This window comes from Sphingomonas sp. Tas61C01 (assembly GCF_052567495.1).
Genome location: NZ_CP199583.1, coordinates 1,171,384 through 1,196,454 on the forward strand (window position 1 = coordinate 1,171,384; position 25,071 = coordinate 1,196,454).

Below are 25,071 nucleotides of genomic sequence, written 5' to 3' on the forward strand. Positions count from 1 at the left end.
CCGCGGACAGATCGCAAGCGGGATGACAAGATGAAGCTCAGGATCTTCGTGACGCTGAAACCCGGCGTGCTCGATCCGCAAGGTCGCGCGATCCACCACGCGCTCGACGGGCTCGGCTTTTCCGGCGTCGAGGATGTCCGCGCGGGCAAGCTTATCGAGATGGAGGTCGCCGACGCGACCGACGACGCCACCGTCGACGCGATGTGCCGCAAGCTGCTCGCCAACACCGTGATCGAGAACTACCGGATCGAGCGCGCGTGAAGACCGCGGTCATCGTCTTTCCGGGATCGAACTGCGATCGCGATCTCGCCGTCGCGCTTGAGGCCGTGACCGGCACCGCGCCGGCCATGGTCTGGCACGGCGACGCCGCGCTGCCCGACGATATCGCACTGGTCGCGGTGCCGGGTGGCTTTTCCTATGGCGACTATCTTCGCTCCGGCGCGATTGCGGCGCGGTCGCCGGTGATGCGCGCGGTGGTCGAGCGGGCGAACGACGGCCTGCCGGTGCTGGGGGTATGCAACGGCTTCCAGGTACTGACCGAGACCGGGTTGCTGCCCGGTGCGCTGATGCGCAACGATGGGCTGAACTTCGTCTGCCGCGACGTCGCGCTGAAGGTGGAGGGCGCATCGCGCTTCACCGGCGGCTACGAACCCGGCGAGCGCATTACCGTTCCGGTCGCGCACCATGACGGCAATTATTTCGCCGGTGCCGACACGCTCGACCGGGTCGAAGGCGAGGGCCAGGTCGCGTTCCGCTATGCCGAACGCGTCAACGGTTCGGCGCGCGACATCGCCGGGATCGTCAATGCCAGGGGTAACGTCCTCGGCATGATGCCGCATCCCGAACGTCGCATCGAGGCCGCGCATGGCGGCACCGACGGCCGACGCCTGTTCGAAGGGTTGCTGGCGACCGTCGGCGCTTGAACCGGATCAGACCCGCGCCCGAAACGGCGAGAAATCCGTGCCCTGGTCGAACACGTCGACTCCCTCGCGCGCCTTCAGGAACGCGACCACCGCATAGGTCACGGGCGTTAGGATGACCTCCCACGACACCTTCAGCACCCATTGCGTCAACAGGACCTGCCCGACCTGCACGCCGGTCCAGCCGACCGCGCCGTAGAAGGCAAGCGGGTAGAAGATCAGGCTGTCTACCCCCTGCCCGACGATCGTCGACCCGATCGTCCGCGCCCAGAGATGCTTGCCGCCGGTCCACAGCTTCATCCGCGCGAGCACGTACGCGTTGACGAACTCGCCCGCCCAGAACGCGCAGATCGACGCGAAGACGATCCGCGGCACCTGGCCGAACACCGCTTCGTAGGCGCTCTGCCCCGTCCATCCGGCATCGGGGGGCAGCGCAACGACGATCGTTGACATCGCGACCATGAACAGCAACGCCGCGAACCCTGCCCAGATGCACCGCCGCGCATACGCGTAGCCATAGACCTCGGTAAGCACGTCACCGAGCACATAGCTGACCGGAAAGAACAGGATGCCCGCGCCGAACGGCCAGAGCCCGACGATCGGCAGATCGATCACCGCGCGCTTGCCCGCGCCGATGACGTTCGACAGCAGCAGGATGGTGACGAACGCCGCCATCACGAAGTCGAAATAGCGAAACTGCCGCGGCACCCCGCCGCCCGCCGCGACCGCCTGCTCATCCCCCTGGTCCATGCCGTCGATCATGATCCCGGTTCCCCGCCCACGCAATCCGCGCTACGCGACGGTGGTGCGCGCCCGTAGCTCAGTTGGATAGAGCACGAGCCTTCTAAGCTTGTGGTCGGTGGTTCGAATCCACCCGGGCGCGCCAGCACGCCGCATCCCAGAACGAGAAAAGCCGCCGACCCACAGGCCGGCGGCTCCCCTCTGTTACCGCAAAGCGCGAAGCTTAGGCGGTGACGAACTTCGTGCTGCGACGACGATAGCGCATCGAAGCGCCCATCATGCCGAAGCCGACGAACATCATCGCCCACGTGGTCGGCTCGGGAACCGCGAACACCACGTTGTCGACTTCGAGCGCGTTCTGGCGCGAAGCGAAACGGATGCCGCCGATCTGGGCCTCCAACGCACCGCGCGTGATCGTCACGCGACGATTGGTCAGCGGCAGCGACTGGTTGCCGTTCGCCGGGATGATGAAATCCGATCCACTGAACGACTGGATCAGGTTGCCGGCGGTGTCGAGCAACGAGACCGAGTTGAACGTGTCGATCGACCCGAGGAAGAAGCTGACGCTGTTATAGCCAACGGCTCCCTGGAGCGTAGCCGAAGCACCCGCCTGGACCGCCAGGTAACGGCTGCCGTCGCTGTACGCCGGCTGGGCGTAGAACGTCGGCGAGTTGCCCTGTACGATGCCGGCAGTGCCCGACGTCGTCAACGCGAACGACGCGGGAACGCCGCTGTTGAAGTCGACGACGAGACCGGGCGTCGGTGCGAACGAGGTAGTGCTTCCCGGGGTGGTGACGACGCTGGCGGCATAGGCCGGCCCAGCCGTCGCGACAGCCAGTACGGCTGCAACTGCGAATTTGCTGATCATGAGATTTCCCTGACTTCGAGTTTCTTGGTCTGCAACCCTTGGTCGACCTTTGGCCGATCCGTTACCAAGTCATTAACCGAAATCGTGCAGAATAGCTACGGAAACTGCTGCTTCGCGGAATCTCGAAATGGTACGCTATTACAAATAGAAGCTCGCGAACGGCGGGAAAGTTGGCGTCACAACGGTTGCATGGCAACAGAGGGCTTCGTTCCGAACCACGGGCCGGGTGGCTAAAAACAACCCGTGGGGCGACCGCTGTGACGACCTATTCCCAAATAGCGACGTGACGAGCGGCCTGCGATACGGACCTTAAGCCGTAGCGCGCTTATTCGTCAGAGCCCGGCCTCCACGGCGAGTCGGATGAGATCCGCCGTCGTGCTGAGCCCCAGCCGCCCCATCAGGATCGCGCGGTGCATCTTCACCGTCTTTTCCGACAAGCCCAGTTCCGCTGCGACCTGCTTGTTGAGCATTCCTTTGGCGACGAGCTTCAGCACCTGGCCCTGCCGCGGTGACAGCGCGTTGACCATCTCGGCGGCGCGGATGCGGCGCATGCTACCCGGTGCCGCGGCGTCGGCGTCGATCTCGATCTGCGACCCGAGGAAATACAACAACGCGTCGTCCTCGTCGTAGATCGGTGCGACCAGCACCGCGTTGCGAAAGGGTTGGCCGTCGCGTTTGTAGTTGAGGATCTCCACCAGCACCGGACGATGCTCGCGCACCCCGCGCCGGATTTCCTCCGACAGCCAGGGCTCGGTGCCCGGCCCCGACAGGAAGCGACAATTGCGCCCGACCACCTCGTCCGCGGGATAGCCGGTGAGATCGCAAAATGGCTGATTGCATGCGACGATCGGGTTGTCGGGCCTCCGCGGGTCGCTGATCACCGATGCGATCGGACTGTCGGTGACGAGCCGCAGCGCCCGCATCCCCGCGGGAGTCGAATCCGCCAGGAGAACCATCTCAGCCACCGCTCCTTTCGCGGCTTGCAACATAGCCGATGAGGCGCCGATTTGCCACCTCTGGCCCCGGCCCGGCGACGCAGGGCGCTACCAGGACGCAGATCCGCTCAACGGTCCTCGCCGCTCACTCCCACTCGATCGTGCCCGGCGGCTTCGACGTATAGTCGTAGGTCACGCGATTGATCCCCGCTACCTCGTTGACGATCCTGGTCGCCACCCGCGGCAGGAAGTCGCCCGGGAACTGAAACGCCGCGGCGGTCATGCCGTCGGTGGAGGTCACCGCTCGCAGCGCCAGCACGAAGTCGTAGGTGCGCCCGTCACCCATCACCCCCACCGTCCGCACCGGCAGCAATACCGCGAACGCCTGCCAGATCGCGTCGTAGAGCCCCGCCGCGCGGATTTCCTCGAGATAGATCACATCCGCCTTGCGCAGGATGTCGCAGCGTTCGCGCGTGACCTCACCGGGAATGCGGATCGCGAGCCCCGGCCCCGGGAACGGATGCCGCCCGACGAAGATCTCTGGCAGCCCCAGCTCGCGGCCGAGCTCGCGGACCTCGTCCTTGAACAGCTCGCGCAGCGGCTCGACCAGCTTCATGTCCATCCGCTCGGGCAGCCCGCCGACATTATGGTGGCTCTTGATCGTCACCGACGGGCCGCCGGTGAAGCTGACGCTCTCGATCACGTCGGGATAGAGCGTTCCCTGCGCCAGGAACTCCGCGCCACCGATCTTCTTCGCCTCGGCTTCGAACACGTCGATGAAGGTCTTGCCGATGAACTTCCGCTTGGCTTCGGGATCGGTGATGCCGGCGAGCCCGGTCATGAACAGCGTCTCGGCGTCGACGTGGATGAGTGGAATATTGTAATGCCCGCGGAACAGGCTGACGACCTGCTCGCTCTCGCCCGCGCGCATCAGCCCATGATCGACATAGACGCAGGTTAGCTGCTCGCCGATCGCCTCGTGGATCAGCACCGCGGCCACCGCCGAATCGACTCCGCCCGACAGCCCGCAGATCACCCTGCCCGTGCCGACCTGCGCGCGGATCTCGGCGATCTTGGTGGCGCGGAACTCCGCCATCGTCCAGTCGCCCGCCAGCCCGCAGACGTGGCGCGCGAAGTTGGCGATCAGCTTGCCGCCATCGGGCGTGTGCACCACCTCCGGGTGGAACTGCATCGCGTAGATCCGGCGTTCGTCGTCCGCGATCACCGCGTACGGCGCGCCGGGCGAGGCGGCGACGGCGCGGAAGCCCGGGGCAAGCTCGGTCACCTTGTCGCCATGGCTCATCCACACCTGGTGCCGATCGCCCTGTGCCCATAGCGCGTCGAACAGCGAACAGCCGTCGGACACCTCGATGAAGGCGCTGCCGAACTCGCCGCTATGCCCCTTCTCGACGGTCCCGCCGAGCTGGTGGATCAGCGCCTGCTGTCCGTAGCAGATACCGAGCATCGGCAGGCCGCTGGCGAGGATCGCGTCGGGAATGCGCGGGCTGTCGGCGTCGACCACCGACGCGGGGCTGCCCGACAGGATGATGCCCCTGGGCTGCATGCGCTCGAACGCGGCGGCGGCGGACTGGAAGGGCGCTATCTCGCTATAGACCCCCGCCTCGCGGACGCGCCGCGCGATGAGCTGGGTTACCTGGCTGCCGAAATCGACGATGAGGATGCTGTGGGGGTGCTCCATCGATGCCGCATAGCCAGATGATCCCGACAACGAAAGAGGCCGCGCCCATCGCTGGGCACGGCCTCCGTCACAATCGATGATGTCGCGGCTTAAGCGGCCTCGTCATACTCGTTATCAGTCATCACCGGCCCCGAATCCTGGCCCTTGGCCGAGACGTCGCGGTCGACGAATTCGATGACCGCCATCGGCGACGCGTCCGAAGCGCGGATGCCCGCCTTGATGATCCGGGTGTAGCCGCCGGCACGCGATGCGTAGCGCTCGGCCAGCACGTCGAACAGCTTCACCAGCTGAGCGTCGTCGAGCAGGCGCGCATGCGCCAGGCGGCGGTTGGACAGGCCACCCTTCTTCGCCAGCGTGATCAGCTTTTCCACATAGGGGCGCAGTTCCTTCGCCTTGGCGACGGTGGTGGTGATCTGCTCGTGCTTGATCAGCGCTGCCGCCATGTTGCGGAACAGCGCGATGCGGTGGGCCGAGGTCCGCTGTAGCTTACGGCCGCCTACGCGATGGCGCATGATGTCTTCCTTCGTTCGTTAAGGGGCCGTTTGACGGAACCCCAGACCTGGTGGGGGCGCTGCCCACCGGATGATGCGCCGACCAAGTCCCCGGCGAACGCCGGGACACGGTCCTGGGATGACGACGCCGCGGCGAAGCCGCGTCGGGAACGTCGGACGGGCCAAGGCCCGCCGGCCGGGCTTGCCGCGATATGCGAGCAGCTTTCGCTGCCCGCATGCGCATCAGCCCATAATTTCCTGCTCGAGCTTCTTGGCCATTTCCTCGATATTCTCGGGCGGCCAGCCGGGGATTTCCATCCCCAGCCGCAGCCCCATCGAAGACAGCACTTCCTTGATCTCGTTCAACGACTTGCGGCCGAAGTTCGGAGTCCGAAGCATCTCTGCCTCGGTCTTGCCGACGAGATCGCCGATATAGATGATGTTGTCGTTCTTTAGGCAGTTGGCCGAACGCACCGACAGTTCGAGCTCGTCGACCTTTTTGAGCAGGTAACGATTGATCTGCTGGGTATCGCCCGACACCTCGCCCGACGATGCCGGCGCGGCCTGGCCGATCGGTGCCGCCGAGCGCGTGATCGACGAATCGTCGAACTGCACGAACAGCGCGAGCTGGTCCTGGAGGATCCGACCGGCATAGCCGACCGCGTCTTCCGGGGTGATCGTACCGTCGGTCTCGATCGTCAGCGTCAGCTTGTCGTAATCGAGGTCCTGGCCCACGCGGGTCGGGTCGACCTTGTACGACACCTGGCGCACCGGCGAATACAGTGCGTCGACCGGGATCAGGCCGATCGGCGCATCCGCCGGACGGTTCGCGGTCGCGGGCACATAGCCCTTCCCGACGTCGGCGGTCAGCTCCATGTTGAGCGTCGCACCCTCGTCGAGATGGCAGAGCACCAGCTCGGGATTCATCACCTCGATGTCACCGGACACCGCGATGTCGCCGGCCTTCACCGTGGTCGGGCCGGTCGCGGAGAGCTGGAGGCGCTTCGGCCCTTCGCCCTGCATCTTCAGCGCGATCTGCTTCACGTTGAGGACGATGTCGGTCACGTCCTCGCGGACACCGGTCAGACTCGAGAACTCATGAAGCACGTTCTCGATCTTGATCGACGTCACCGCCGCGCCCTGAAGCGAAGAAAGGAGAACACGGCGCAACGCGTTGCCGAGCGTCAGGCCGAAGCCACGCTCCAACGGCTCGGCGACGAACGTCGCCTTGCGCTTGCCATCGCCACCCGACTTCTTTTCGAGGCCGTGCGGCTTCTTGAGTTCCTGCCAGTTCTTTGCGTTGACAGACACATGGGTCCCCTAAATTTGGGCCACAGCGGGGGCTGCCGCGGCCGGAGATGAGCACGCGGGACTCGTCAGTCCCACGGAGAAGGAATCAGACGCGGCGGCGCTTCGACGGCCGCACGCCATTGTGCGGGATCGAGGTCACGTCACGGATCGAGGTGATCTGGAAGCCGACCGCCTGGAGCGCACGCAACGCCGATTCGCGACCCGAGCCGGGGCCCTTGACCTCGACCTCGATCGTCCGGACGCCATGCTCGGCGGCCTTCTTGCCGGCGTCTTCGGCCGCGACCTGCGCCGCGTACGGAGTCGACTTGCGCGAGCCCTTGAAGCCCATCGCGCCCGCGGACGACCACGAGATGGCGTTGCCCTGGGCATCGGTGATGGTGATCATGGTGTTGTTGAAGCTGGCGTTCACATGCGCGACGCCGGAGGTGATGTTCTTGCGTTCGCGACGGCGAATACGCTGCGGTTCACGGGCCATTGGTAATCCTTGAAAGCTGAGAAGCGAGCCGCCCTCGCGAGCGGCTCAAGCTTACTTCTTCTTGCCGGCGATCGGCTTTGCCTTGCCCTTGCGAGTGCGCGCATTGGTATGCGTGCGCTGGCCGCGGACCGGCAGGCCACGCCGATGGCGCAGACCGCGATAGCAGGCGAGATCCATCAGGCGCTTGATGTTCATCGCGACCTGACGGCGAAGATCACCCTCGACCGTATGGTCGGCGTCGATCGTCTCGCGGATCTGCAGGACCTCCTGGTCCGTCAGATCCTGAACGCGACGCTCGGGAGCGATGTCCAGCTTCTGCGTGATTGCCTTGGCCTTGGTCGGGCCAATGCCGTGGATGTACGTGAGCGCGATCACCACGCGCTTGTTGGTCGGGATATTGACACCCGCGATACGTGCCATGAACTTGTTCTCCTAGCTCCACGGGATCCGGCATGGCAGCGCGGCCCCATCTCGACGCAATGGCTCCGAACGCACGATTGCGGCGAGCGCAAACAAGCGCCGCCGGGAACCGGTGTGTCGGAGTAAGGATCAGTTAAGCGCGCGCCAACGCCGTGTCAAGCGATCGGTTCCGGCGTCGTGACGCTCGCACCGGGCAGTCCGGCCGTGATCGGCCGCGATATCGATCCACGATCTCAACCGCTTGCCGCAGGCCGGCCGGCGATCTTCACCACTCGTTAGTCATGCCGCGTCAAGATCGGGTCGCAGTAAAGGCGGAGCATGATAGTGACGACGATGGATCGCGAACTCGCCCTGATCGAGCAGTTGCTCTCGGCGTCATCCCCGCCCATCGCCGACTACACGCCGCCCGCCATCGCCGATCTGATCGAACGACTCGACGCCGCGCTGCACCAACGCCGCGCCGCCTGACGCAGCGTTCGCGGCGGATCAGAAGACGACGATCTCGGGCGTGGTGAACGCCGCCACGAACAGCATCAGCGCCAGCCCACCGGATAGCCCGCACAGGACATAGCCGACATAGGCCAGGATCGGCGGATTGGGCCGGCGCATCTTGCGATTGCGCGACGCGCCCGACAGCACGAAGCTCGCCAGCATCCCATAGGTAAATACGATCGCCCCCAACATTAGCGGTCCCTTCCGATTGCCCCGACGACCCCCCGGCCGCACGTTCGCTATCGATCGTAGAGTGGAGGGCTTATCAATCGATTAACTACGAAGCCTGCCCAGCGAGACGAGCCGTGTCGTGGCCGTGACTAAACTGAGTCGGTGCATTCGCCGGCGTGCTTGGGCTACCCGTGGTTGTGCTCTCACGAAGGCAAAATCCCTGCAAGACTACTCCGTCACCCCGGACTTCATCCGGGGTTCCGCTTACTAGTCGAAGGACGAGGCCCTTAGATGCGCAGCCTAGCGGGCCCAGACTCAAATCCGGGTGACGATACCAGATTGGATCTGGTTAGGTTCTCCGTGCTCCCGGGCAGGCGGCAGCCCAGTACTGGGCCCCGCCTCTGCGGGGACACGCGGATGCGTAGCCTGAGCTACCCGTCCAGGATCCCATCGATCGCCGCGCTCACATGATCGATGTCCGCCATGCCATCGATCGGCCGTACCAACCCGCGGGCTTCGTAGATCGGCAGGATCGGTGCGGTCTTGGCGCGGTATTCGGCCATCCGGGTGTGCACGGTCTCGGCATTGTCGTCGGGCCGGCGCTTGAACTCGGTCGAGCCGCAGACGTCGCAGACGCCCGCGACCTTCGGCTGCTTGAACCGGTCGTGATAGCCCTCGCCGCAATTCGCGCAGGTGTAGCGGCCGGTGACGCGTTCGATCAGCGCCGCTTCGTCGACCTCCAGCTCGATAACATAGTCGAGCGTGCGGCCGCGCGACACCAGCAGCTCGTCCAGTGCGGTCGCCTGCGCCGCGGTGCGCGGATAGCCGTCGAAGATCACGCCGGTCGCGGTGTCGAGCGCATCGAGCTTCTCGCCGATCAGCGCGGAGACGATCTCGTCGGACACCAGCCCACCCGATTCCATCACCGCTTTCGCCTGCTGCCCGGTCGGCGTACCCGCCTTTACCGCCGCGCGGAGCATATCCCCCGTCGACAGCTGGACCATGCCGCGATCGGCGACGAGCTTGCTCGCCTGAGTGCCCTTGCCTGCCCCCGGCGGCCCGAGAAGGATGATGTTCACGCCGTCACTCTCCAGAATCTAGCCCCGAACCTATCCGAGCCCCGCCCCGCTTCAGCGGAGACGGCCACCCTTCAGCTTCGCCTTCTTGATCAGGTCGCCATATTGATGCGCCAACAGATGCGACTGGATCTGCGTTACCGTGTCCATCGTGACGTTGACCACGATCAGCAGGCTGGTGCCGCCCAGATAGAAGGGGATCTGCAGCGCCGTTACCAGATATTCCGGCACCACGCAGATGAAGGTCAGATAGGCCGCGCCGATCACCGTGATGCGCGTCAGCACGTAATCGAAATAGGTCTCGGTGTTCTTGCCCGGACGGATGCCGGGGATGAAGCCGCCATAGCGCTTCAGATTGTCCGCGGTCTCTTCCGGGTTGAACACCACCGCGGTGTAGAAGAACGAGAAGAAGATGATCCCCGCCGCATAGAGCGCCATGTACACCGGCGATCCGTGCTGCAGGTATTGATTCAGCGTGATGATGAAGTCGCCCCAGGCGCTCTCGCCCGCCACGCGCTGGCCCGCGAACTGGCTGATCGTCAGCGGCATCAGCAGCAGCGACGAGGCGAAGATCGGTGGGATCACGCCCGCGGTGTTGATCTTGAGCGGCAAATGGCTGCGATCGGCCTGCATGCCGCGCTGGGTCTGTCGTTTGGGATATTGGATGAGGATCCGCCGCTGTGCCCGCTCCATGAAGCAGATCAGCAGCACCAGTCCGATCACCGCGACGACGATGCCGACCAGCCGGACAGGATCGACCGAGCCCGACCGACCGCCTTCGAGCAGATTGAACAGCGTCGTGGGCAGATGCGCGACGATCCCCGCCATGATGATGAGCGAGACACCGTTGCCGATGCCGCGGCTGGTGATCTGCTCGCCGAGCCACATCAGGAACATGGTGCCGCCGATCAGGCTGATCACCGCGGCGATGCGGAACGTCATGCCGGGCTCGATCACGGCCTGGATGCCCTGGGTCGCGCCGAGCGTCTCCAGCCCCACCGCGATGAAATAGCCCTGCACCGCGGTCAGCCCGACGGTGCCGTAGCGGGTGTACTGGTTGAGCCGCTTGCGCCCGCTCTCGCCTTCCTTCTTGATCGCCGCGAGCGTCGGCGACAGCGATGTCGCGAGCTGCACCACGATCGACGCGGTGATGTACGGCATGACCCCGAGCGCGATCAGCGACATCCGGCTGAGCGAACCGCCCGAGAAGGTGTTGAAGAAGTCGAGCACGCCGCCCTTGGTCTGCTCGCTGAGCAGGCCGAGCGCGGTCGGATCGACCCCCGGCAGCGGCACGTAGCTCAACAGCCGGAACACGATCAGCGCACCGATCGTGAACCACAGCCGCTTCTTGAGGTCGGTCGCCTTGGCGAACTTCGCCAGGTTGATGCTTTGCGCCATCTGGTCGGCTGCGGATGCCATCGTATTCAGGTGTCCTGGAAACAAGGAACGGCGGGATGCGTTTCGCCCGCCCCGCCGCTCATATAGGCGCCCGTGCGGGCTTGTCTAATGCCGGGAGCGATCGAAGCCGAACGCTGCCCCAACCAACGGTTCGTCCTGAGTAGCCGCTGAGCCTGTCGAAGCCGCGTATCGAAGGACCAGCCGGCTGGGGGCATCGTCCTTCGATACGGGTCTTCGCCTCCGCTCGGCCCCTACTCAGGACGAACGTAGTTAGCATCAAGCCTTGAACGCGGCCTTCTTCGCCTGGCGTTCCTTGTACATCACGCCCTTCTTGGCGGCTGCCTTCTCGGCGGCCGGGACGAGGTGGATGACGTCGACCTTGCCGCCGGCCTTCTCGACCGCCTCGATCGCGCCCTTCGACGCGCCGGCGACCGTGAAGCTCAGTACCGCGGTCAGCGCGCCCTTGCCGAGCAGCCGCACGCCGTCCTTGCCGCCGCGTGCAAGGCCAGCGGCCTTCAGCGCGTCGTGGTCGAGCGTCGCGTTCGCTTCGATCTTGCCGGCGTCGACCGCCTTCTGGATCGCGCCCAAGTTCACCTCGGCGTAATCCTTGGCGAAAATGTTGTTGAAGCCGCGCTTCGGCAACCGCATGTGCAACGGCATCTGGCCACCCTCGAAGCCGGCGATGGACACGCCCTCACGGCTCTTCTGGCCCTTCTGGCCGCGGCCGCCGGTCTTGCCCTTGCCCGAGCCGATGCCGCGTCCGACGCGGATCTTTGACTTGCGGGCGCCCTGATTGTCGCGGAGTTCGTTCAGTTTCATGTCGTGCACTCGCTTTCGCTTTTGTCGCGCTTGGTAAAAACAGGAAGGGGGCGACTAGCCCCCTTCCCTCGCATTGTCACTGGTCGGGCGGAGGGTTCAGCCCTCGACCGACACCATGTGGTGCACCTTGCGGATCATACCGCGAACCTCGGGAGTATCCTCGAGTTCGCGGGTCCGGTGCATCTTGTTGAGGCCGAGACCGATCAGCGTCGCGCGCTGGTCCTTCTCGCGGCGGATCGGCGAACCGGTCTGCGTGATCTTGATGGTAGCCATGATCGATTACTCCGCGATCGCGGCCGCATCGGCCTCGGCGGTCTGCGACCCACCGCGGCCGAGCAAGTCGGCGATCTTCTTGCCACGACGCTGCGCGACGGCCTTAGGCGAAGTCTGGTCGCCCAGCGCCTCGAACGTCGCACGGATCATGTTGTAGGGGTTGGACGTGCCGACCGACTTGGTCACCACATCGGCCACGCCGAGCGATTCGAAGATCGCGCGCATCGGGCCGCCGGCGATGATGCCGGTTCCCTGCGGCGCCGAGCGAAGCGTCACGCGGCCGGCACCGAAATGCCCGTTGCCGTCGTGATGCAGCGTCCGACCGTCGCGCAGCGGCACGCGGATCATCTTCTTCTTGGCGGCTGCGGTCGCCTTGGAGATCGCCTCCGGCACTTCGCGGGCCTTGCCGTGGCCGAAGCCTGCACGACCCTTGCCGTCGCCGACCACGACCAGCGCCGCGAAGCCGAAGCGCTTGCCGCCCTTCACCGTCTTCGAGACGCGGTTGATGTGGACCAGCTTCTCGATCAGCTCTTCGCCGCCATCGTCGCTGCCGGGACGACCGCGATTGCCGTCGCGTCCGCCGCGACCGCCGTCACGGCCGCCGCGGTTGCCACCGCCGCCACCGCCACCGGGGCCACCGCGACCACGGCCGCCACGCGGACCGCCGGGGCGATTGCCGCCGCCGCCAGGACCACCGAAGCCCGGATTGGACTCCTGCGGTGCGGCTGCTTCGGGTGCTGCGACCTGTGCTTCTGTGTTGGTCTCGTCAGCCATCTTAGAACTCCAATCCGGCTTCACGCGCGGCCTCGGCCAGCGCCTTCACGCGGCCATGGAACAGGAAACCACCGCGGTCGAATACCACCTGCGTAACGCCCGCCTGCTTGGCTGCCTCGGCGACGCGCTTGCCGACCTGGGTCGCCGCGTCGATGTTGGCGCCCGACGTGCCGCGCACGTCCTTCTCCAGCGTCGATGCCGATGCCAGCGTCTTGCCGGCCTCGTCGTCGATCACCTGCGCGTAGATGTGCTTGCCCGAACGATGCACCGACAGCCGCGGACGGGTGCCTGCACGCGCCCGGAGCGCGGTACGATTGCGGCGGCGCCGCTTCGCGAAGAGAGAAAGTCCCTTGGTCATTACTTCTTCTTCCCTTCCTTGCGGAAGATGAACTCGCCATCGTACTTGATGCCCTTGCCCTTGTACGGCTCGGGCTTGCGCCAGCGACGGATCTCCGCGGCCAGCTGGCCAACCTTCTGCTTGTCGGTGCCGCTGATCTCGACCGTCGTGTTGTCCGGCGTCTTGACCTCGAGGCCTTCCGGCACGTCGACATTGACGTCGTGGCTGTAGCCGAGCTGCAACCGGAGGTTGCGACCCTGCGCCGCGGCGCGATAGCCGACGCCGGTGATCAGCAGCTTCTTGGTGAAGCCGTCGGTCACGCCCGTCACCAGGTTCTGGACCAGCGTACGCTGCATGCCCCAGAAGGCGCGCGCCTGCTTGGTGTCGTTGGCAGGCTGCACCGAGATGCCGCCGTCCTCGATCGTATAGGTGATCTCGTCGCGCATCGCGAGCGCCAGGGTGCCCTTGGGGCCCTTCACGTTCAGCGTGCTGCCGTCGATGCTGGCGGTGACGCCGGCCGGAACCGGGACTGCCTTCTTGCCGATGCGGCTCATCAGAATACCTCCGCCAGCACTTCGCCACCGACATTCTGTTCGCGCGCTTCGGCGTCGGACAGAACGCCGCGCGGCGTCGAGACGATCGTGATGCCGAGGCCATTCATGACCCGCGGCAGTTCCTGCGAGCCCGAATAGACCCGGCGACCGGGCTTCGAGACTCGCGCGACATGCTTGATCGCTGGCTGACCCTCGAAATATTTCAGCTCGATACGAAGGCCGGCCGCCGGGCCCATCTGCTCTTCGCTATAGCCACGGATATAGCCTTCGCGCTGCAGCACGTCGAGGACGCGGACACGCAGCTTGGACGCTGGCGTCAGGACGGAGTCCTTCCGCGCGCGCTGGCCATTGCGGATGCGGGTGAGCAGGTCACCCACGGGATCGGTCACTGCCATTTCTAGATCCTTACCAGCTCGACTTCGTCAGACCGGGGATCAGGCCCTTGTTGCCCAATTCCCGCATCATGATGCGCGAGAGCCCGAACTTGCGATAATTGCCGCGCGGACGCCCGGTCAGCTGGCAACGGTTGCGGATCCGGGTAGAATTCGCGTTGCGCGGCAGCTCGGCCATCTTGAGACGCGCGATCAGACGCTCGCTGTCGTCCAGCTTTTCGTCATTCGCGGTCGCCTTCAGCTTCGCGAGCTTGCCGGCGTATTGCTTCACCAGCTTCTTGCGCCGCTCGTTCTTCAGTACTGAACTCAGTTTCGCCATCGACTTAAGTCCTTATGTGTCCCCGCGAAGGCGAGGACCCAGTCCATAGAAGGATGCACCACCCGCTCGGGGCGGCGCATCCAGGTATATTACGCCGCCTTCTTCTCGTCGCCGGCGGCTTCCTCGATCGGGAACGGAAAGCCGAACAGGCGAAGCAGCTCGCGCGCCTCGTCGTCGGTCTTCGCGGTCGTGGTCACGATCACGTCCATGCCGCGGACCTTGTCGATCCGGTCATAGTTGATTTCCGGGAACACGATCTGCTCCTTCAGGCCGCAGGCATAGTTGCCGCGTCCGTCGAAGCTCTTCGGGTTCAGCCCGCGAAAATCGCGGACCCGCGGCAGCGCGATGGTGATGAAGCGGTCGAGGAACTCGTACATGCGCTCGCGACGAAGGGTGACCTTCACGCCGATCGGCATGCCCTCGCGCAGCTTGAACTGCGCAATCGACTTCTTCGCCTTGGTCACGACAGGCTTCTGCCCGGCGATCAGCTCCATTTCCGACGCGGCCTGGTCGACCTTCTTCTTGTCCTGGGTGGCTTCGCCGACGCCCATGTTCAGCACGATCTTCTCGAGCCGCGGGACCTCGTTGACGTTCTTGTACCCGAACTTCTCGGTCATCGCCTTCGCGATCGAGTCGTCGTACATCGCCTTCATGCGGGGCTTGTAATCAGCCATCGATCTTGTCTCCGGTCTTCACCGCAACGCGGACCTTCTTGCCGTCCTGCGTCTCGAAACGCACGCGGGTGGGCTTGCCGTCGGCGGTCACGTGCGCGACCTTCGAGATGTGCATCGGCGCCTCGATCTTCTCGAGACCACCCTGCGGGTTCGCCTGGGTCGGCTTCTTGTGACGGGTCGCGACGTTGACGCCCGACACGACGACCTTGCCGTCCTTCGGCATGGCCAGCGTCACTTCGCCGGTCTTGCCCTTGTCCTTGCCGGACAGGACGATGACGCGGTCACCCTTCTTGATGCGAGCGGCGGCCATTACAGCACCTCCGGCGCGAGGCTGATGATCTTCATGTGCTTCTTGCCGCGAAGCTCGCGCACCACCGGCCCGAAGATACGGGTGCCGATCGGCTCCTCGTTCTTGTTGACCAGCACGGCAGCGTTCGAATCGAACCGGATGGTCGATCCGTCGGCGCGGTGAATGTCCTTGGCGGTGCGGACGATGACGGCGCGATGCACGTCGCCCTTCTTCACGCGACCGCGCGGCTGCGCTTCCTTGATGCTGACGACGATGATGTCGCCGACACCCGCCACCCGGCGCTTGGACCCGCCAAGCACCTTGATGCACTGCACCCGCTTCGCGCCGCTATTGTCAGCGACGTCGAGATTGGATTGCATCTGGATCATCGATCCGCTTCCTTCTCTCTCTTGGGGTCGATTCCGACCGAGCCCCGCCTAAAAAACTACCCCGGCGCAGGAGACCTGCACCGGGGGGAGCGGCCACCTAGCCGTTCCACCCGCCGGGCACAAGGCCCGGCCTTTCCGATCTGCCGCCCGGGGGCGGCAGCGGATCAACCTTCAGCCGACGCCCGCTCCGGGGTCGCGTGGGTGTTGACCCGCTCGATCACCTTCCACGTCTTGAGCTTGGAGATCGGCGCGGTCTCTTCGATCCGCACGGTCTCGCCCTGCTTGAATTCGTTGCCCTCGTCATGGGCGTGGTACTTCTTCGACCGGCGGATGATCTTGCCGTAGAGCGGGTGCTTCACCTTACGCTCGACGTTCACCACAACCGTCTTGTCGGTCTTGTCCGAGACGATCAGCCCGGTCAGCACGCGCTTCGGCATGTCGTTCGTTCCTTACTTGGCCGACGCAGCGCTGGTGCGCTGCGCCTGCATGGTCTTGATCCGCGCGATGTCGCGGCGCACTTCGCGCACGCGGCTCGGCTTCTCGAGCTGGTTGGTCGCAGCCTGGAAGCGCAGATTGAACTGCTCGCGCTTCAGCTGGCCGAGATCCTCCGACAGCTGGTCGTCGGTCTTCCCGACGAAATCGATCCCGTTCTTCTTACTCTGGGCCATCTTACTCGCCTCCGAGATGCGAGGTGTCGCCGAGACGGGCGACCACCTTCACCTTGATCGGCAGCTTCATCGCTGCCCGCTCGAACGCCTCTGCGGCGATCTTGCCTTCGACACCGTCGAGCTCGAACAGGATCCGACCGGGCTTGACCCGTGCGGCCCAGAACTCCGGCGAACCCTTGCCCTTACCCATGCGGACTTCGGCGGGCTTCGACGACACCGGCACGTCCGGGAATATGCGGATCCACAACCGCCCCTGGCGCTTGATGTGACGCGTGATCGCGCGGCGAGCCGCCTCGATCTGGCGCGCGGTGATCCGCTCGGGCTCCATGGCCTTCAAGCCATAGGCGCCGAAATTCAGCGCGGTGCCGCCCTTGGCATCGCCATGGATCCGGCCCTTGAACGCCTTGCGGAACTTGGTCTTTTTCGGTTGCAGCATCTGCTCGTTCCTTAGCGCCGGTCGTCGCGCGCCGGGCGGACGCCGGAGGTTTGAGCCTCCATCATCAGCCGGTCTTGCGCCATCGGGTCGTGACCCAGGATCTCGCCCTTGAAGACCCAGACCTTCACGCCGCACACCCCGTAGGAGGTATGCGCCTGGGCCTCGGCATAATCGATGTTCGCGCGCAGCGTGTGCAGCGGAACCCGACCCTCGCGATAGCTTTCAGACCGCGCGATCTCGGCGCCGCCGAGACGGCCGCCGCAAGCGACGCGGATGCCCTCGGCGCCGAGGCGGAGCGCCGACTGAACCGCGCGCTTCATGGCACGACGGAACGCGATGCGGCGCTCCAGCTGGTCGGCGATCGACTGTGCGACGAGCTTCGCGTCGACCTCGGGCTTGCGGATCTCGACGATGTTGAGCGAGACGTCCGACGCGGTCATCGCGCCGATCGTCTTGCGCAGCTTCTCGATGTCGGTGCCCTTCTTGCCAATGATCACACCGGGGCGCGCCGCGAAGATCGAGATCCGGCACAGCTTGGCCGGACGCTCGATCACCACCTTCGAGATCGCGGCCTGGGGCAGCGTCTTGACGATGAAGTTGCGAATTTTGAGATCCTCGAGCAGCAGGCGGGCATAGTCATGCCCTTCGGCGAACCAGCGGCTGTCCCAGGTGCGGTTGATCTGCAGCCGAAGCCCGATCGGATTGCTCTTCTGACCCATTACGCTTCTTCTTCCTGCTCGCGGACGACGATGCGAAGCCGGCTGAACGGCTTCAGGATGCGCGTCGACTTGCCGCGACCACGGGTCGCGAAACGCTTCATGGTGATCGACTTGCCGACCGACGCCTCCGACACGACGAGCGCGTCGACATCGAGATTGTGGTTGTTCTCGGCATTGGCGATGGCTGATGCCAGAACCTTGCGCGCGTCGACCGCCATGCCCTTCGTCGAGAAGGCCAGGATGTTCATCGCGTCGCCGGCCTTCTTGCCGCGGATCAGCCCTGCGACCAGGCCCAGCTTCTGTGCCGAGCCACGGATCTGCGTGCCAACCGACAAGGCTTCCTTGTCACCGACCTTGCGGGGGGATTTCGCTTTCGACATCAGCGCTTGCCCTTCTTGTCCGCGGCATGGCCGGGGAAGTAGCGCGTCGGCGCGAACTCACCCAGCTTCATGCCGACCATGTCTTCGTTGATCGAGACGGGGACGAACTTGCGGCCGTTATACACGTTGAACGTCAGCCCGACGAAGGTCGGCAGGATAGTGGAGCGACGCGACCAGGTCTTGATCGGCGCGCGGCCACCCGAGTCCTGTGCGGTCTCGGCCTTCTTGAGCAGGCTCAGTTCGACGAACGGGCCTTTCCATACGGAGCGAGCCATCTATCAGCCCTTCTTCTTGGCGTGACGCGACCGGATGATCATCTTGTCGGTCGACTTGTTGTGACGGGTGCGCGCACCCTTGGTCGGCTTGCCCCACGGGGTAACCGGATGACGGCCGCCCGAGGTCCGGCCTTCGCCACCGCCGTGCGGATGGTCGACCGGGTTCTTGGCCACGCCGCGGGTCAGCGGACGCTTGCCCATCCAGCGCGAACGCCCGGCCTTGCCGAGGTTCTGGTTCTGGTTGTCGGGGTTCGAAACCGCGCCGACCGTCGCCATGCAATCACTGCGGATGTAGCGCTGCTCGCCCGAATTCAGGCGGACGATGACCATGCCCTTGTCGCGGCCGACGACCTGAACATAGGTGCCGGCCGAACGGGCGATCTGGCCACCCTTCATCGGCTTCATCTCGACATTGTGCACGATCGTGCCGACCGGCATCTGGCCGAGCTCCATCGCATTGCCCGGTTTCACGTCGGTCTTCTTGCCCGCGATCACCTTGTCGCCGACAGCGAGACGCTGCGGCGCGATGATGTAGGCGAGTTCCTCGTCGGGATACTTCAGCAGCGCGATGAACGCGGTACGGTTGGGGTCGTACTCCAGCCGCTCGACGGTGCCTTCGACGTCCCACTTGCGACGCTTGAAGTCGACATAGCGGTACTTCTGCTTGTGACCGCCGGCGATGCCGCGCGACGTCACATGGCCCTTGTTGTTGCGGCCGCCCGACTTGTTCTTGCCCTCGACGAGCGCCTTGATCGGCTTGCCCTTCCAGAGCGACGACTTGTCGACCAGCACGAGGCCACGGCGTGCCGGGCTCGTTGGATTATATTGCTTTAGTGCCATCTCAGATCCCCGTCGTCACATCGATGGACTGACCGTCCTTCAGGGTGACGATCGCCTTCTTCATGTCCGAGCGCTGGTAGGGAGCGCCCTTCCACTTCTTGGTCTTGCCCTTCTGGACGATCGTGTTCACGCCCAGGACGTCGACGCCGAAGAGTGCTTCGACGGCTGCCTTGATCTCGGGCTTGGTCGCGTCGTTCGCGACCTTGAACACGACGGCGTTGTGCTCGCTGAGCAGCGTCGCCTTCTCGGTGATGTGCGGCGCGACGATCACGTCATAATGACGGTTGTCGACGACCTTGTCGGCTTTCTTAGCCATTGAAGCGCGCCTCCAGCTTTTCGACCGCAGCGCGCGTCAGCACCAGCGTGTCATGCTTCAGGATGTCGTAGACGTTGGCACCCGCCGCCGGCATGACGTTGAGGTTGCCGATGTTGCCGGCCGCGAGCACGAAGCTCGTCTCGACCATGTCGCCATCGATCACCAGCGCCTTCTTGCCGAAGCCGAGCTCGGCCATGTTGGCGAGCAGCGTCTTGGTCTTGCCGCCTTCGACGGCCAGGCTGTCCATGATCACCAGCGAACCCGCCTTGGCGTGGCTCGACAACGCCATCTTCAGGCCCAGCGCGCGAACCTTCTTGTTCAGCGACGGGTTGAAGTCACGGACGCGAGCGCCGTGAGCCTTACCACCACCGATGAAGACCGGCGCGCGGCGATCGCCGTGACGCGCCGTACCGCCGCCCTTCTGGCGACCGAACTTCTTGCCGGTACGGGCGACGTCGGCGCGCTCGCGGGTGCCGCGAGCCGTCTCGCGGCGCTTCTCGAGCTGCCAGGTGACCACGCGGTGCAGGATGTCCGCGCGCGGATCGAGGCCGAAGACCTCGTCGTTGAGCTCGACATCCGCGTTCGCGGCACCGGCGAAGGATTGAACCTTGACCTTCACGTTCAGCCCTCCTGGCCGTCGGTCGCTTCAGGCGCGTCAACCGTTTCGGCTGGCGTGTCTGCGGCGGTGTTGCTGTTGGCGGCGGCGCGGAGGCCGGCGGGATAGGGTGCGTCGGCGTGACGGTCGACCTTCACGGCGTCCTTCACGAACAGCCAGCCACCCTTCGACCCGGGCACCGAGCCCTTCACGAAAATCAGGCCGCGCTCGACATCGGTGCCGACCACTTCCAGGTTCTGCTGGGTGCGATACTTGTCGCCCATGTGCCCGGCCATCTTCTTGTTCTTGAAGACCTTGCCCGGATCCTGGCGCTGACCGGTAGACCCGAGCGAACGGTGCGACACCGAAACACCGTGAGTCGCGCGCAGACCGCCAAAGTTCCAGCGCTTCATGCCGCCGGCGAAGCCCTTACCCTGGGTACGACCCTGGATATCGACCAGCTGACCGGCGACGAAATGCTCCGCCGAGATCTCGGCGCCGACGTCGAGGAGATTGTCCTCGGTGACGCGGAATTCGTGGACGACCGCCTTGGGCTCGACCTCGGCCTTGCCGAAGTGGCCGCGCTGCGGCTTGGCGACGTTCTTGGTCTTGGCGACGCCTGCACCAAGCTGGACGGCGGTGTAGCCGTCACGATCCATTTCGCGAACGGAAACGACCTGAAGCGCCTCGAGCTGAAGAACGGTAACCGGCACGTGGCGGCCATCGTCCTTGAACAGGCGGGTCATCCCCATCTTCTTCGCGATCACGCCAGTGCGCATGATCAAAGCTCCTCATACAGAGGCACCGCCGGAGGATTCCGTCGGTGCGTGCCGGGTCCCGCCGAACTGCTGTTCGACGGATCCCGTCAGCCCGGATGTGCGAAGCGTGCCCCCGTCCCGGGCTGGTGTTCCTGCGAGGGAACGGACGGGAGACGCTGACCCGGTGGCAAGCCACCAGCGGTATCTCTTCGAGTTTCAGTTGCGTCCCCGCATTGCGGGAACCCAGTCTGGCCCCTGCCTGGGCAGGGAGGCGATCCGCGGGACCTGAAGGTCGACCGCGGAAGCAGGCCCTTAGGCCAGCTTGATCTCCACGTCAACGCCGGCGGCGAGGTCGAGCTTCATCAGAGCATCGACCGTCTGCGGCGTCGGCTGCACGATGTCGAGCATCCGCTTGTAGGTGCGGACTTCGAACTGCTCGCGCGACTTCTTGTCGATGTGCGGCCCGCGGAGCACCGTGAACTTCTCGGTGCGGGTCGGGAGCGGGATCGGGCCACGGATGAGCGCGCCGGTGCGACGGGCGGTATCGGCGATGTCGCCGGTCGCCTGATCGAGCACGCGGTGATCGAATGCCTTCAGACGAATGCGAATGTTGCTGTCCATAGTCCCTACCGATGCGAAAGAGCGAGGAGCCGTCCCGGTATCCGCCCTGTCGGGCTGACCCGACACGACGGCGTGGAACCCGGACCACTCCGTAACCTGTTACATAAAAAGCAAACCGGCCGACTCCCCCGTGAGAGGGAGCCGGCCGATGAAACGCGCTATATTACTTCGTGATGCCGCTGACAACCCCTGCGCCGACGGTACGACCGCCCTCGCGGATGGTGAAGCGCTGGCCCACGTCCATGGCGATCGGCGCGATCAGCTTGATGCCGAGCGCGACGTTGTCGCCGGGCATGACCATCTCGGTGCCCTCGGGCAGCTCGACGGTGCCGGTGACGTCGGTCGTGCGGAAGTAGAACTGCGGGCGGTAGTTGGCGAAGAACGGCGTGTGACGGCCACCCTCTTCCTTCGACAGCACGTAGACCTCCGACGAGAAGTCGGTGTGCGGCTTGATCGAGCCCGGCTTGCAGAGAACCTGGCCACGCTCGACCTCTTCACGGCCCACGCCGCGGATCAGCGCGCCGACGTTATCGCCGGCCTGGCCCTGGTCGAGCAGCTTGCGGAACATCTCGACGCCCGTGACCGTGGTCTTGCGGGTGTCGTTGATGCCGACGATCTCGACCTCTTCGCCGACCTTCACGATGCCGGTTTCGACGCGGCCGGTGACGACCGTGCCACGACCCGAGATCGAGAACACGTCCTCGATCGGCATCATGAACGGCTTGTCGAGCGGACGCTCGGGCTGCGGGATGTACTCGTCGACTGCCGCCATCAGCTTCAGGACGGCGTCATGGCCGATTTCGGGGGTCTTGTCGTTCAGTGCTGCCACTGCCGAACCCTGAATGATCGGAATGTCGTCGCCCGGGAACTCGTACGAGCTGAGCAGCTCGCGGATTTCCAGCTCGACGAGCTCGAGGATCTCGGCGTCGTCGACCAGATCGACCTTGTTCATGAACACGACCATCGCCGGGACGCCGACCTGACGGGCGAGCAGGATGTGCTCGCGGGTCTGCGGCATCGGGCCGTCGGTCGCCGACACGACCAGGATCGCGCCGTCCATCTGCGCGGCGCCGGTGATCATGTTCTTCACGTAATCGGCGTGGCCCGGGCAATCGACGTGCGCATAGTGGCGCGCCGCGGTCTCGTACTCGACGTGTGCGGTCGAGATCGTGATGCCGCGCTCACGCTCTTCCGGCGCCTTGTCGATGTTGTCGTAGCTGGTGAACGTGGCGCCGCCGGTCTCGGCCAGCACCTTGGTGATGGCTGCCGTCAACGACGTCTTGCCGTGATCGACGTGACCGATCGTGCCGATGTTGAGATGCGGCTTGGTCCGCTCGAATTTCGCCTTTGCCATTGCTTTCCTACCTTCTGATTCGAATTCCGGTGCCGCCGGGGGTCACGCGAACGCGGCCCCATAGCGGCTGGATTGTGGTTACGCCAGCCCCGTGCGGACCGCAGTCCGTCGGAAACGCGCGTTCACGCGTTCGCGGTGCCTCGAAGCTCGCTTTGCCGCGAGCTTCGACACGAACTTTACGCCAGCTTCGCCTTGATTTCCTCGGCGACGTTCGTCGGGACTTCGTCGTAATGCGAGAACTGCATGCTGTACTGCGCGCGGCCCTGCGTGAACGACCGCAGCTGATTGACGTAGCCGAACATGTTGGCGAGCGGCACGATCGCCTCCACCGTCTGCGCATTGCCACGGCTGTCAGTGCCCTGGATCTGCCCGCGACGGCTGTTCATGTCGCCGATCACGTCGCCTAGATAATCCTCGGGCGTCACGACCTCGACCTTCATCATCGGCTCGAGCAGCTTGATGCCCGCCTTCTGTGCCGCCTCGCGCATCGCGCCGCGCGCACAGATTTCGAACGCCAGCGCGGACGAATCGACGTCATGGTATGCGCCGTCGGTCAGGTGGACCTCGAAATCGATGATCGGGAAGCCGATCATCGAGCCGCCTTCCGCCGTCTCGCGCATGCCCTTCTCGACCGAGGGAATATATTCCTTGGGAATATTGCCGCCCTTGATCTCGTCGAAGAACTGGTAGCCCGAGCCACGCTCGCCGGGAACGACCGTCACCTTCACGCGGCCGAACTGGCCGGAGCCGCCCGACTGCTTCTTGTGCGTATAGTCGATGTCGACCTTCTTGCCGAGATATTCGCGGTACGCCACCTGCGGCGCACCGACGTTCGCCTCGACCTTGAACTCGCGCTTCATGCGATCGACCAGGATCTCGAGGTGGAGCTCGCCCATCCCCTTGATGATGGTCTGACCCGATTCGGCGTCCGACGACACCCGGAACGACGGATCCTCGCGCGCCAGGCGATTGAGCGCGACGCCCATCTTCTCCTGGTCGGCTTTGGTCTTCGGCTCCACCGACAGCTCGATCACCGGCTCGGGGAATTCCATGCGCTCGAGGATGATCGGCGACTGCTGCGAACACAGCGTGTCGCCGGTCGTGGTATCCTTCAGCCCTGCCAGCGCGACGATGTCGCCTGCGAACGCCTCCTGGATGTCCTCGCGGCTGTTCGCATGCATCAGCAGCATGCGACCGACCTTTTCCTTCTTGTCCTTCACCGAATTGAGCACGACCGACGCGGTGTCGAGCTTGCCCGAATAGATGCGCGCGAAGGTCAGCGTGCCGACGAAGGGATCGTTCATGATCTTGAACGCCAGCGCCGACATCGGCGCATCGTCGCGCGGCGGGCGCGAGTCGGTCGTCTCGCCGTCGAGCTTCAGACCCTCGACGTCCTTGATGTCGAGCGGCGACGGCAGATAGTCCACGACGCCGTCGAGCAGCGGCTGAACGCCCTTGTTCTTGAACGCCGATCCGCACAACACGGGGACGAATGAGAAGTTCAGCGTGCCCTTGCGGATCAGCGCCTTCAACTCGGCCGTGGTCGGCTCGGTGCCTTCGAGATACGCTTCCATCAGCGCATCGTCCTGCTCCACCGCCATCTCGATCAGTTCGCTGCGCGCGGTCGCCGCGGCATCGGCCATCTCGGCGGGGATATCCTGATATTCGAACTTCGCGCCGAGCGATTCCTCGAGCCAGATGATCGCGCGGTTCTCGACCAGATCGACGAGACCCTTGAAGCCGCCCTCGATGCCGATCGGCAGGTACAGCACCGCCGGACGCGCACCGAGGCGATCCTTGATCATCGAGACGCAGCGCTCGAAGCTCGCGCCGGTGCGGTCGAGCTTGTTGACGAAGCACATCCGCGGGACGTGATACTTCTCGGCCTGACGCCACACGGTCTCGGACTGCGGCTCGACGCCGGCGACGCCGTCGAAGCATGCGACCGCGCCGTCGAGGACGCGCAGCGACCGCTCCACCTCGATGGTGAAGTCGACGTGGCCGGGCGTGTCGATGATGTTGATCCGGTGATCGTTCCAGAAACACGTCGTCGCAGCCGACGTGATCGTGATCCCGCGCTCCTGCTCCTGCTCCATCCAATCCATCGTCGCGGTGCCCTCATGCACTTCGCCGATCTTGTAGGACTTGCCGGTGTAATAGAGGATGCGCTCGGTCGTCGTCGTCTTGCCGGCGTCGATGTGCGCCATGATGCCGATGTTGCGATACTTCTCGAGCGGATGGCTGCGGGCCATGATCGGTGCTTCCTTAGCGATGTGGGGAGCAGGCTTCTGG

At 64.8% G+C, this 25,071-nt stretch carries 37 protein-coding genes and 1 tRNA gene; 4 read left to right on the forward strand and 34 right to left on the reverse strand.

The window, feature by feature from the left end:
- The first annotated feature begins 30 nt into the window (after window positions 1–30).
- Entirely contained in the window at window positions 31–261 is a 231-nt protein-coding gene (gene purS, locus ACT009_RS05475; protein ID WP_445193344.1) for a phosphoribosylformylglycinamidine synthase subunit PurS, read from the forward strand.
- On the forward strand, window positions 258–923 hold the full coding sequence (gene purQ, locus ACT009_RS05480; RefSeq protein ID WP_445193345.1) for a phosphoribosylformylglycinamidine synthase subunit PurQ: 666 nt from the start codon (window positions 258–260) through the stop codon (window positions 921–923). The genes purS and purQ overlap by 4 nt, the downstream gene beginning before the upstream one ends.
- 6 nt (window positions 924–929) lie before the next feature.
- On the opposite strand, the gene ACT009_RS05485 is transcribed toward purQ, so the two are convergent.
- Window positions 930–1,670: a queuosine precursor transporter gene (locus tag ACT009_RS05485; protein ID WP_445194026.1), complete on the reverse strand. Its 741-nt coding sequence runs from the start codon at window positions 1,668–1,670 to the stop codon at window positions 930–932.
- Between the two features lie 59 nt (window positions 1,671–1,729).
- On the opposite strand from ACT009_RS05485, the gene ACT009_RS05490 reads away from it, so the two are divergent.
- Window positions 1,730–1,806, forward strand: a tRNA-Arg gene (locus ACT009_RS05490).
- 78 nt (window positions 1,807–1,884) lie between these two features.
- On the opposite strand, the gene ACT009_RS05495 is transcribed toward ACT009_RS05490, so the two are convergent.
- The 7 genes from ACT009_RS05495 to rpsM form a co-directional block, all read right to left on the reverse strand.
- On the reverse strand, window positions 1,885–2,529 hold the full coding sequence (locus tag ACT009_RS05495) for an Npun_F0296 family exosortase-dependent surface protein (protein ID WP_445193346.1): 645 nt from the start codon (window positions 2,527–2,529) through the stop codon (window positions 1,885–1,887).
- A 332-nt stretch (window positions 2,530–2,861) separates the two neighbouring features.
- Window positions 2,862–3,485 carry a PAS domain-containing protein gene (locus ACT009_RS05500; protein ID WP_445194027.1) on the reverse strand — a complete coding sequence of 208 codons (624 nt, stop codon included), beginning with the start codon at window positions 3,483–3,485 and terminating at the stop codon, window positions 2,862–2,864.
- A 124-nt stretch (window positions 3,486–3,609) separates the two neighbouring features.
- Window positions 3,610–5,163, reverse strand: a complete 1,554-nt coding sequence (gene guaA, locus ACT009_RS05505; RefSeq protein ID WP_445193347.1) for a glutamine-hydrolyzing GMP synthase — start codon at window positions 5,161–5,163, stop codon at window positions 3,610–3,612.
- An 89-nt stretch (window positions 5,164–5,252) separates the two neighbouring features.
- The gene (gene rplQ / locus ACT009_RS05510) at window positions 5,253–5,675 is read right to left on the reverse strand and encodes a 50S ribosomal protein L17 (protein WP_445193348.1); all 423 of its coding nucleotides are present in this window, start codon (window positions 5,673–5,675) and stop codon (window positions 5,253–5,255) included.
- Window positions 5,676–5,897: 222 nt separating this feature from the next.
- Entirely contained in the window at window positions 5,898–6,965 is a 1,068-nt protein-coding gene (locus ACT009_RS05515) for a DNA-directed RNA polymerase subunit alpha (RefSeq protein WP_445193349.1), read from the reverse strand.
- 85 nt (window positions 6,966–7,050) lie between these two features.
- On the reverse strand, window positions 7,051–7,440 hold the full coding sequence (gene rpsK / locus ACT009_RS05520) for a 30S ribosomal protein S11 (protein WP_163959464.1): 390 nt from the start codon (window positions 7,438–7,440) through the stop codon (window positions 7,051–7,053).
- A 51-nt stretch (window positions 7,441–7,491) separates the two neighbouring features.
- The gene (gene rpsM / locus ACT009_RS05525; protein ID WP_445193350.1) at window positions 7,492–7,860 is read right to left on the reverse strand and encodes a 30S ribosomal protein S13; all 369 of its coding nucleotides are present in this window, start codon (window positions 7,858–7,860) and stop codon (window positions 7,492–7,494) included.
- A 333-nt stretch (window positions 7,861–8,193) separates the two neighbouring features.
- On the opposite strand from rpsM, the gene ACT009_RS05530 reads away from it, so the two are divergent.
- A complete protein-coding gene (locus ACT009_RS05530) occupies window positions 8,194–8,328 on the forward strand; it encodes a hypothetical protein (RefSeq protein ID WP_445193351.1) in 135 nt (44 codons plus the stop codon).
- A gap of 18 nt (window positions 8,329–8,346) precedes the next feature.
- Here ACT009_RS05530 and ACT009_RS05535 read toward each other — a convergent pair whose 3' ends face one another.
- The 26 genes from ACT009_RS05535 to fusA all read right to left on the reverse strand — a co-directional run bounded on the left by ACT009_RS05535 (window position 8,347) and on the right by fusA (window position 25,031).
- The gene (locus ACT009_RS05535; RefSeq protein ID WP_445193352.1) at window positions 8,347–8,544 is read right to left on the reverse strand and encodes a hypothetical protein; all 198 of its coding nucleotides are present in this window, start codon (window positions 8,542–8,544) and stop codon (window positions 8,347–8,349) included.
- A gap of 410 nt (window positions 8,545–8,954) precedes the next feature.
- Entirely contained in the window at window positions 8,955–9,602 is a 648-nt protein-coding gene (locus ACT009_RS05540; RefSeq protein ID WP_445193353.1) for an adenylate kinase, read from the reverse strand.
- A gap of 51 nt (window positions 9,603–9,653) precedes the next feature.
- Entirely contained in the window at window positions 9,654–11,018 is a 1,365-nt protein-coding gene (gene secY / locus ACT009_RS05545) for a preprotein translocase subunit SecY (protein WP_445193354.1), read from the reverse strand.
- A 255-nt stretch (window positions 11,019–11,273) separates the two neighbouring features.
- A complete protein-coding gene (gene rplO / locus ACT009_RS05550) occupies window positions 11,274–11,816 on the reverse strand; it encodes a 50S ribosomal protein L15 (protein WP_445193355.1) in 543 nt (180 codons plus the stop codon).
- Window positions 11,817–11,912: 96 nt separating this feature from the next.
- On the reverse strand, window positions 11,913–12,089 hold the full coding sequence (gene rpmD, locus ACT009_RS05555; protein WP_375422542.1) for a 50S ribosomal protein L30: 177 nt from the start codon (window positions 12,087–12,089) through the stop codon (window positions 11,913–11,915).
- Window positions 12,090–12,095: 6 nt separating this feature from the next.
- Complete coding sequence (gene rpsE / locus ACT009_RS05560) at window positions 12,096–12,863, reverse strand: 30S ribosomal protein S5 (protein WP_445193356.1); 768 nt, start codon at window positions 12,861–12,863, stop codon at window positions 12,096–12,098.
- A 1-nt stretch (window position 12,864) separates the two neighbouring features.
- On the reverse strand, window positions 12,865–13,221 hold the full coding sequence (gene rplR, locus ACT009_RS05565) for a 50S ribosomal protein L18 (RefSeq protein ID WP_375422544.1): 357 nt from the start codon (window positions 13,219–13,221) through the stop codon (window positions 12,865–12,867).
- Window positions 13,221–13,754, reverse strand: coding sequence for a 50S ribosomal protein L6 (gene rplF / locus ACT009_RS05570; protein ID WP_445193357.1), 534 nt, complete (start codon window positions 13,752–13,754; stop codon window positions 13,221–13,223). Before rplF ends, rplR begins: the two co-directional genes overlap by 1 nt.
- Window positions 13,754–14,149 (reverse strand): 30S ribosomal protein S8, encoded by a 396-nt coding sequence (gene rpsH, locus ACT009_RS05575; protein WP_375422546.1) that lies wholly within the window; start codon window positions 14,147–14,149, stop codon window positions 13,754–13,756. Before rpsH ends, rplF begins: the two co-directional genes overlap by 1 nt.
- 10 nt (window positions 14,150–14,159) lie before the next feature.
- On the reverse strand, window positions 14,160–14,465 hold the full coding sequence (rpsN, locus tag ACT009_RS05580) for a 30S ribosomal protein S14 (RefSeq protein WP_445193358.1): 306 nt from the start codon (window positions 14,463–14,465) through the stop codon (window positions 14,160–14,162).
- Window positions 14,466–14,554: 89 nt separating this feature from the next.
- Window positions 14,555–15,139 carry a 50S ribosomal protein L5 gene (rplE, locus tag ACT009_RS05585; RefSeq protein ID WP_445193359.1) on the reverse strand — a complete coding sequence of 195 codons (585 nt, stop codon included), beginning with the start codon at window positions 15,137–15,139 and terminating at the stop codon, window positions 14,555–14,557.
- Window positions 15,132–15,449, reverse strand: coding sequence for a 50S ribosomal protein L24 (gene rplX, locus ACT009_RS05590; protein ID WP_445193360.1), 318 nt, complete (start codon window positions 15,447–15,449; stop codon window positions 15,132–15,134). Before rplX ends, rplE begins: the two co-directional genes overlap by 8 nt.
- Complete coding sequence (gene rplN / locus ACT009_RS05595; protein WP_174291909.1) at window positions 15,449–15,817, reverse strand: 50S ribosomal protein L14; 369 nt, start codon at window positions 15,815–15,817, stop codon at window positions 15,449–15,451. The genes rplX and rplN overlap by 1 nt, the downstream gene beginning before the upstream one ends.
- Window positions 15,818–15,981: 164 nt before the next feature.
- Window positions 15,982–16,254, reverse strand: a complete 273-nt coding sequence (gene rpsQ / locus ACT009_RS05600; RefSeq protein WP_445193361.1) for a 30S ribosomal protein S17 — start codon at window positions 16,252–16,254, stop codon at window positions 15,982–15,984.
- Between the two features lie 12 nt (window positions 16,255–16,266).
- Window positions 16,267–16,485 carry a 50S ribosomal protein L29 gene (gene rpmC, locus ACT009_RS05605; protein WP_445193362.1) on the reverse strand — a complete coding sequence of 73 codons (219 nt, stop codon included), beginning with the start codon at window positions 16,483–16,485 and terminating at the stop codon, window positions 16,267–16,269.
- Window position 16,486: 1 nt separating this feature from the next.
- The gene (gene rplP, locus ACT009_RS05610) at window positions 16,487–16,921 is read right to left on the reverse strand and encodes a 50S ribosomal protein L16 (protein WP_445193363.1); all 435 of its coding nucleotides are present in this window, start codon (window positions 16,919–16,921) and stop codon (window positions 16,487–16,489) included.
- Window positions 16,922–16,932: 11 nt separating this feature from the next.
- A complete protein-coding gene (gene rpsC / locus ACT009_RS05615) occupies window positions 16,933–17,640 on the reverse strand; it encodes a 30S ribosomal protein S3 (RefSeq protein WP_445193364.1) in 708 nt (235 codons plus the stop codon).
- On the reverse strand, window positions 17,640–18,020 hold the full coding sequence (gene rplV / locus ACT009_RS05620; protein WP_445193365.1) for a 50S ribosomal protein L22: 381 nt from the start codon (window positions 18,018–18,020) through the stop codon (window positions 17,640–17,642). The genes rpsC and rplV overlap by 1 nt, the downstream gene beginning before the upstream one ends.
- Window positions 18,020–18,295: a 30S ribosomal protein S19 gene (gene rpsS / locus ACT009_RS05625; RefSeq protein ID WP_445193366.1), complete on the reverse strand. Its 276-nt coding sequence runs from the start codon at window positions 18,293–18,295 to the stop codon at window positions 18,020–18,022. Before rpsS ends, rplV begins: the two co-directional genes overlap by 1 nt.
- Window positions 18,296–18,298: 3 nt before the next feature.
- Entirely contained in the window at window positions 18,299–19,135 is an 837-nt protein-coding gene (rplB, locus tag ACT009_RS05630; RefSeq protein ID WP_445193367.1) for a 50S ribosomal protein L2, read from the reverse strand.
- 1 nt (window position 19,136) lies between these two features.
- Window positions 19,137–19,451, reverse strand: coding sequence for a 50S ribosomal protein L23 (locus tag ACT009_RS05635; RefSeq protein WP_445193368.1), 315 nt, complete (start codon window positions 19,449–19,451; stop codon window positions 19,137–19,139).
- Window positions 19,444–20,070, reverse strand: a complete 627-nt coding sequence (gene rplD, locus ACT009_RS05640) for a 50S ribosomal protein L4 (RefSeq protein ID WP_445193369.1) — start codon at window positions 20,068–20,070, stop codon at window positions 19,444–19,446. The genes ACT009_RS05635 and rplD overlap by 8 nt, the downstream gene beginning before the upstream one ends.
- 2 nt (window positions 20,071–20,072) lie before the next feature.
- Window positions 20,073–20,825, reverse strand: a complete 753-nt coding sequence (gene rplC / locus ACT009_RS05645; protein WP_445193370.1) for a 50S ribosomal protein L3 — start codon at window positions 20,823–20,825, stop codon at window positions 20,073–20,075.
- 291 nt (window positions 20,826–21,116) lie between these two features.
- The gene (gene rpsJ, locus ACT009_RS05650; protein WP_095999177.1) at window positions 21,117–21,425 is read right to left on the reverse strand and encodes a 30S ribosomal protein S10; all 309 of its coding nucleotides are present in this window, start codon (window positions 21,423–21,425) and stop codon (window positions 21,117–21,119) included.
- Window positions 21,426–21,588: 163 nt separating this feature from the next.
- Window positions 21,589–22,779 (reverse strand): elongation factor Tu, encoded by a 1,191-nt coding sequence (tuf, locus tag ACT009_RS05655; RefSeq protein WP_445193371.1) that lies wholly within the window; start codon window positions 22,777–22,779, stop codon window positions 21,589–21,591.
- 176 nt (window positions 22,780–22,955) lie between these two features.
- Complete coding sequence (fusA, locus tag ACT009_RS05660; protein WP_445193372.1) at window positions 22,956–25,031, reverse strand: elongation factor G; 2,076 nt, start codon at window positions 25,029–25,031, stop codon at window positions 22,956–22,958.
- Window positions 25,032–25,071 lie beyond the last annotated feature (40 nt).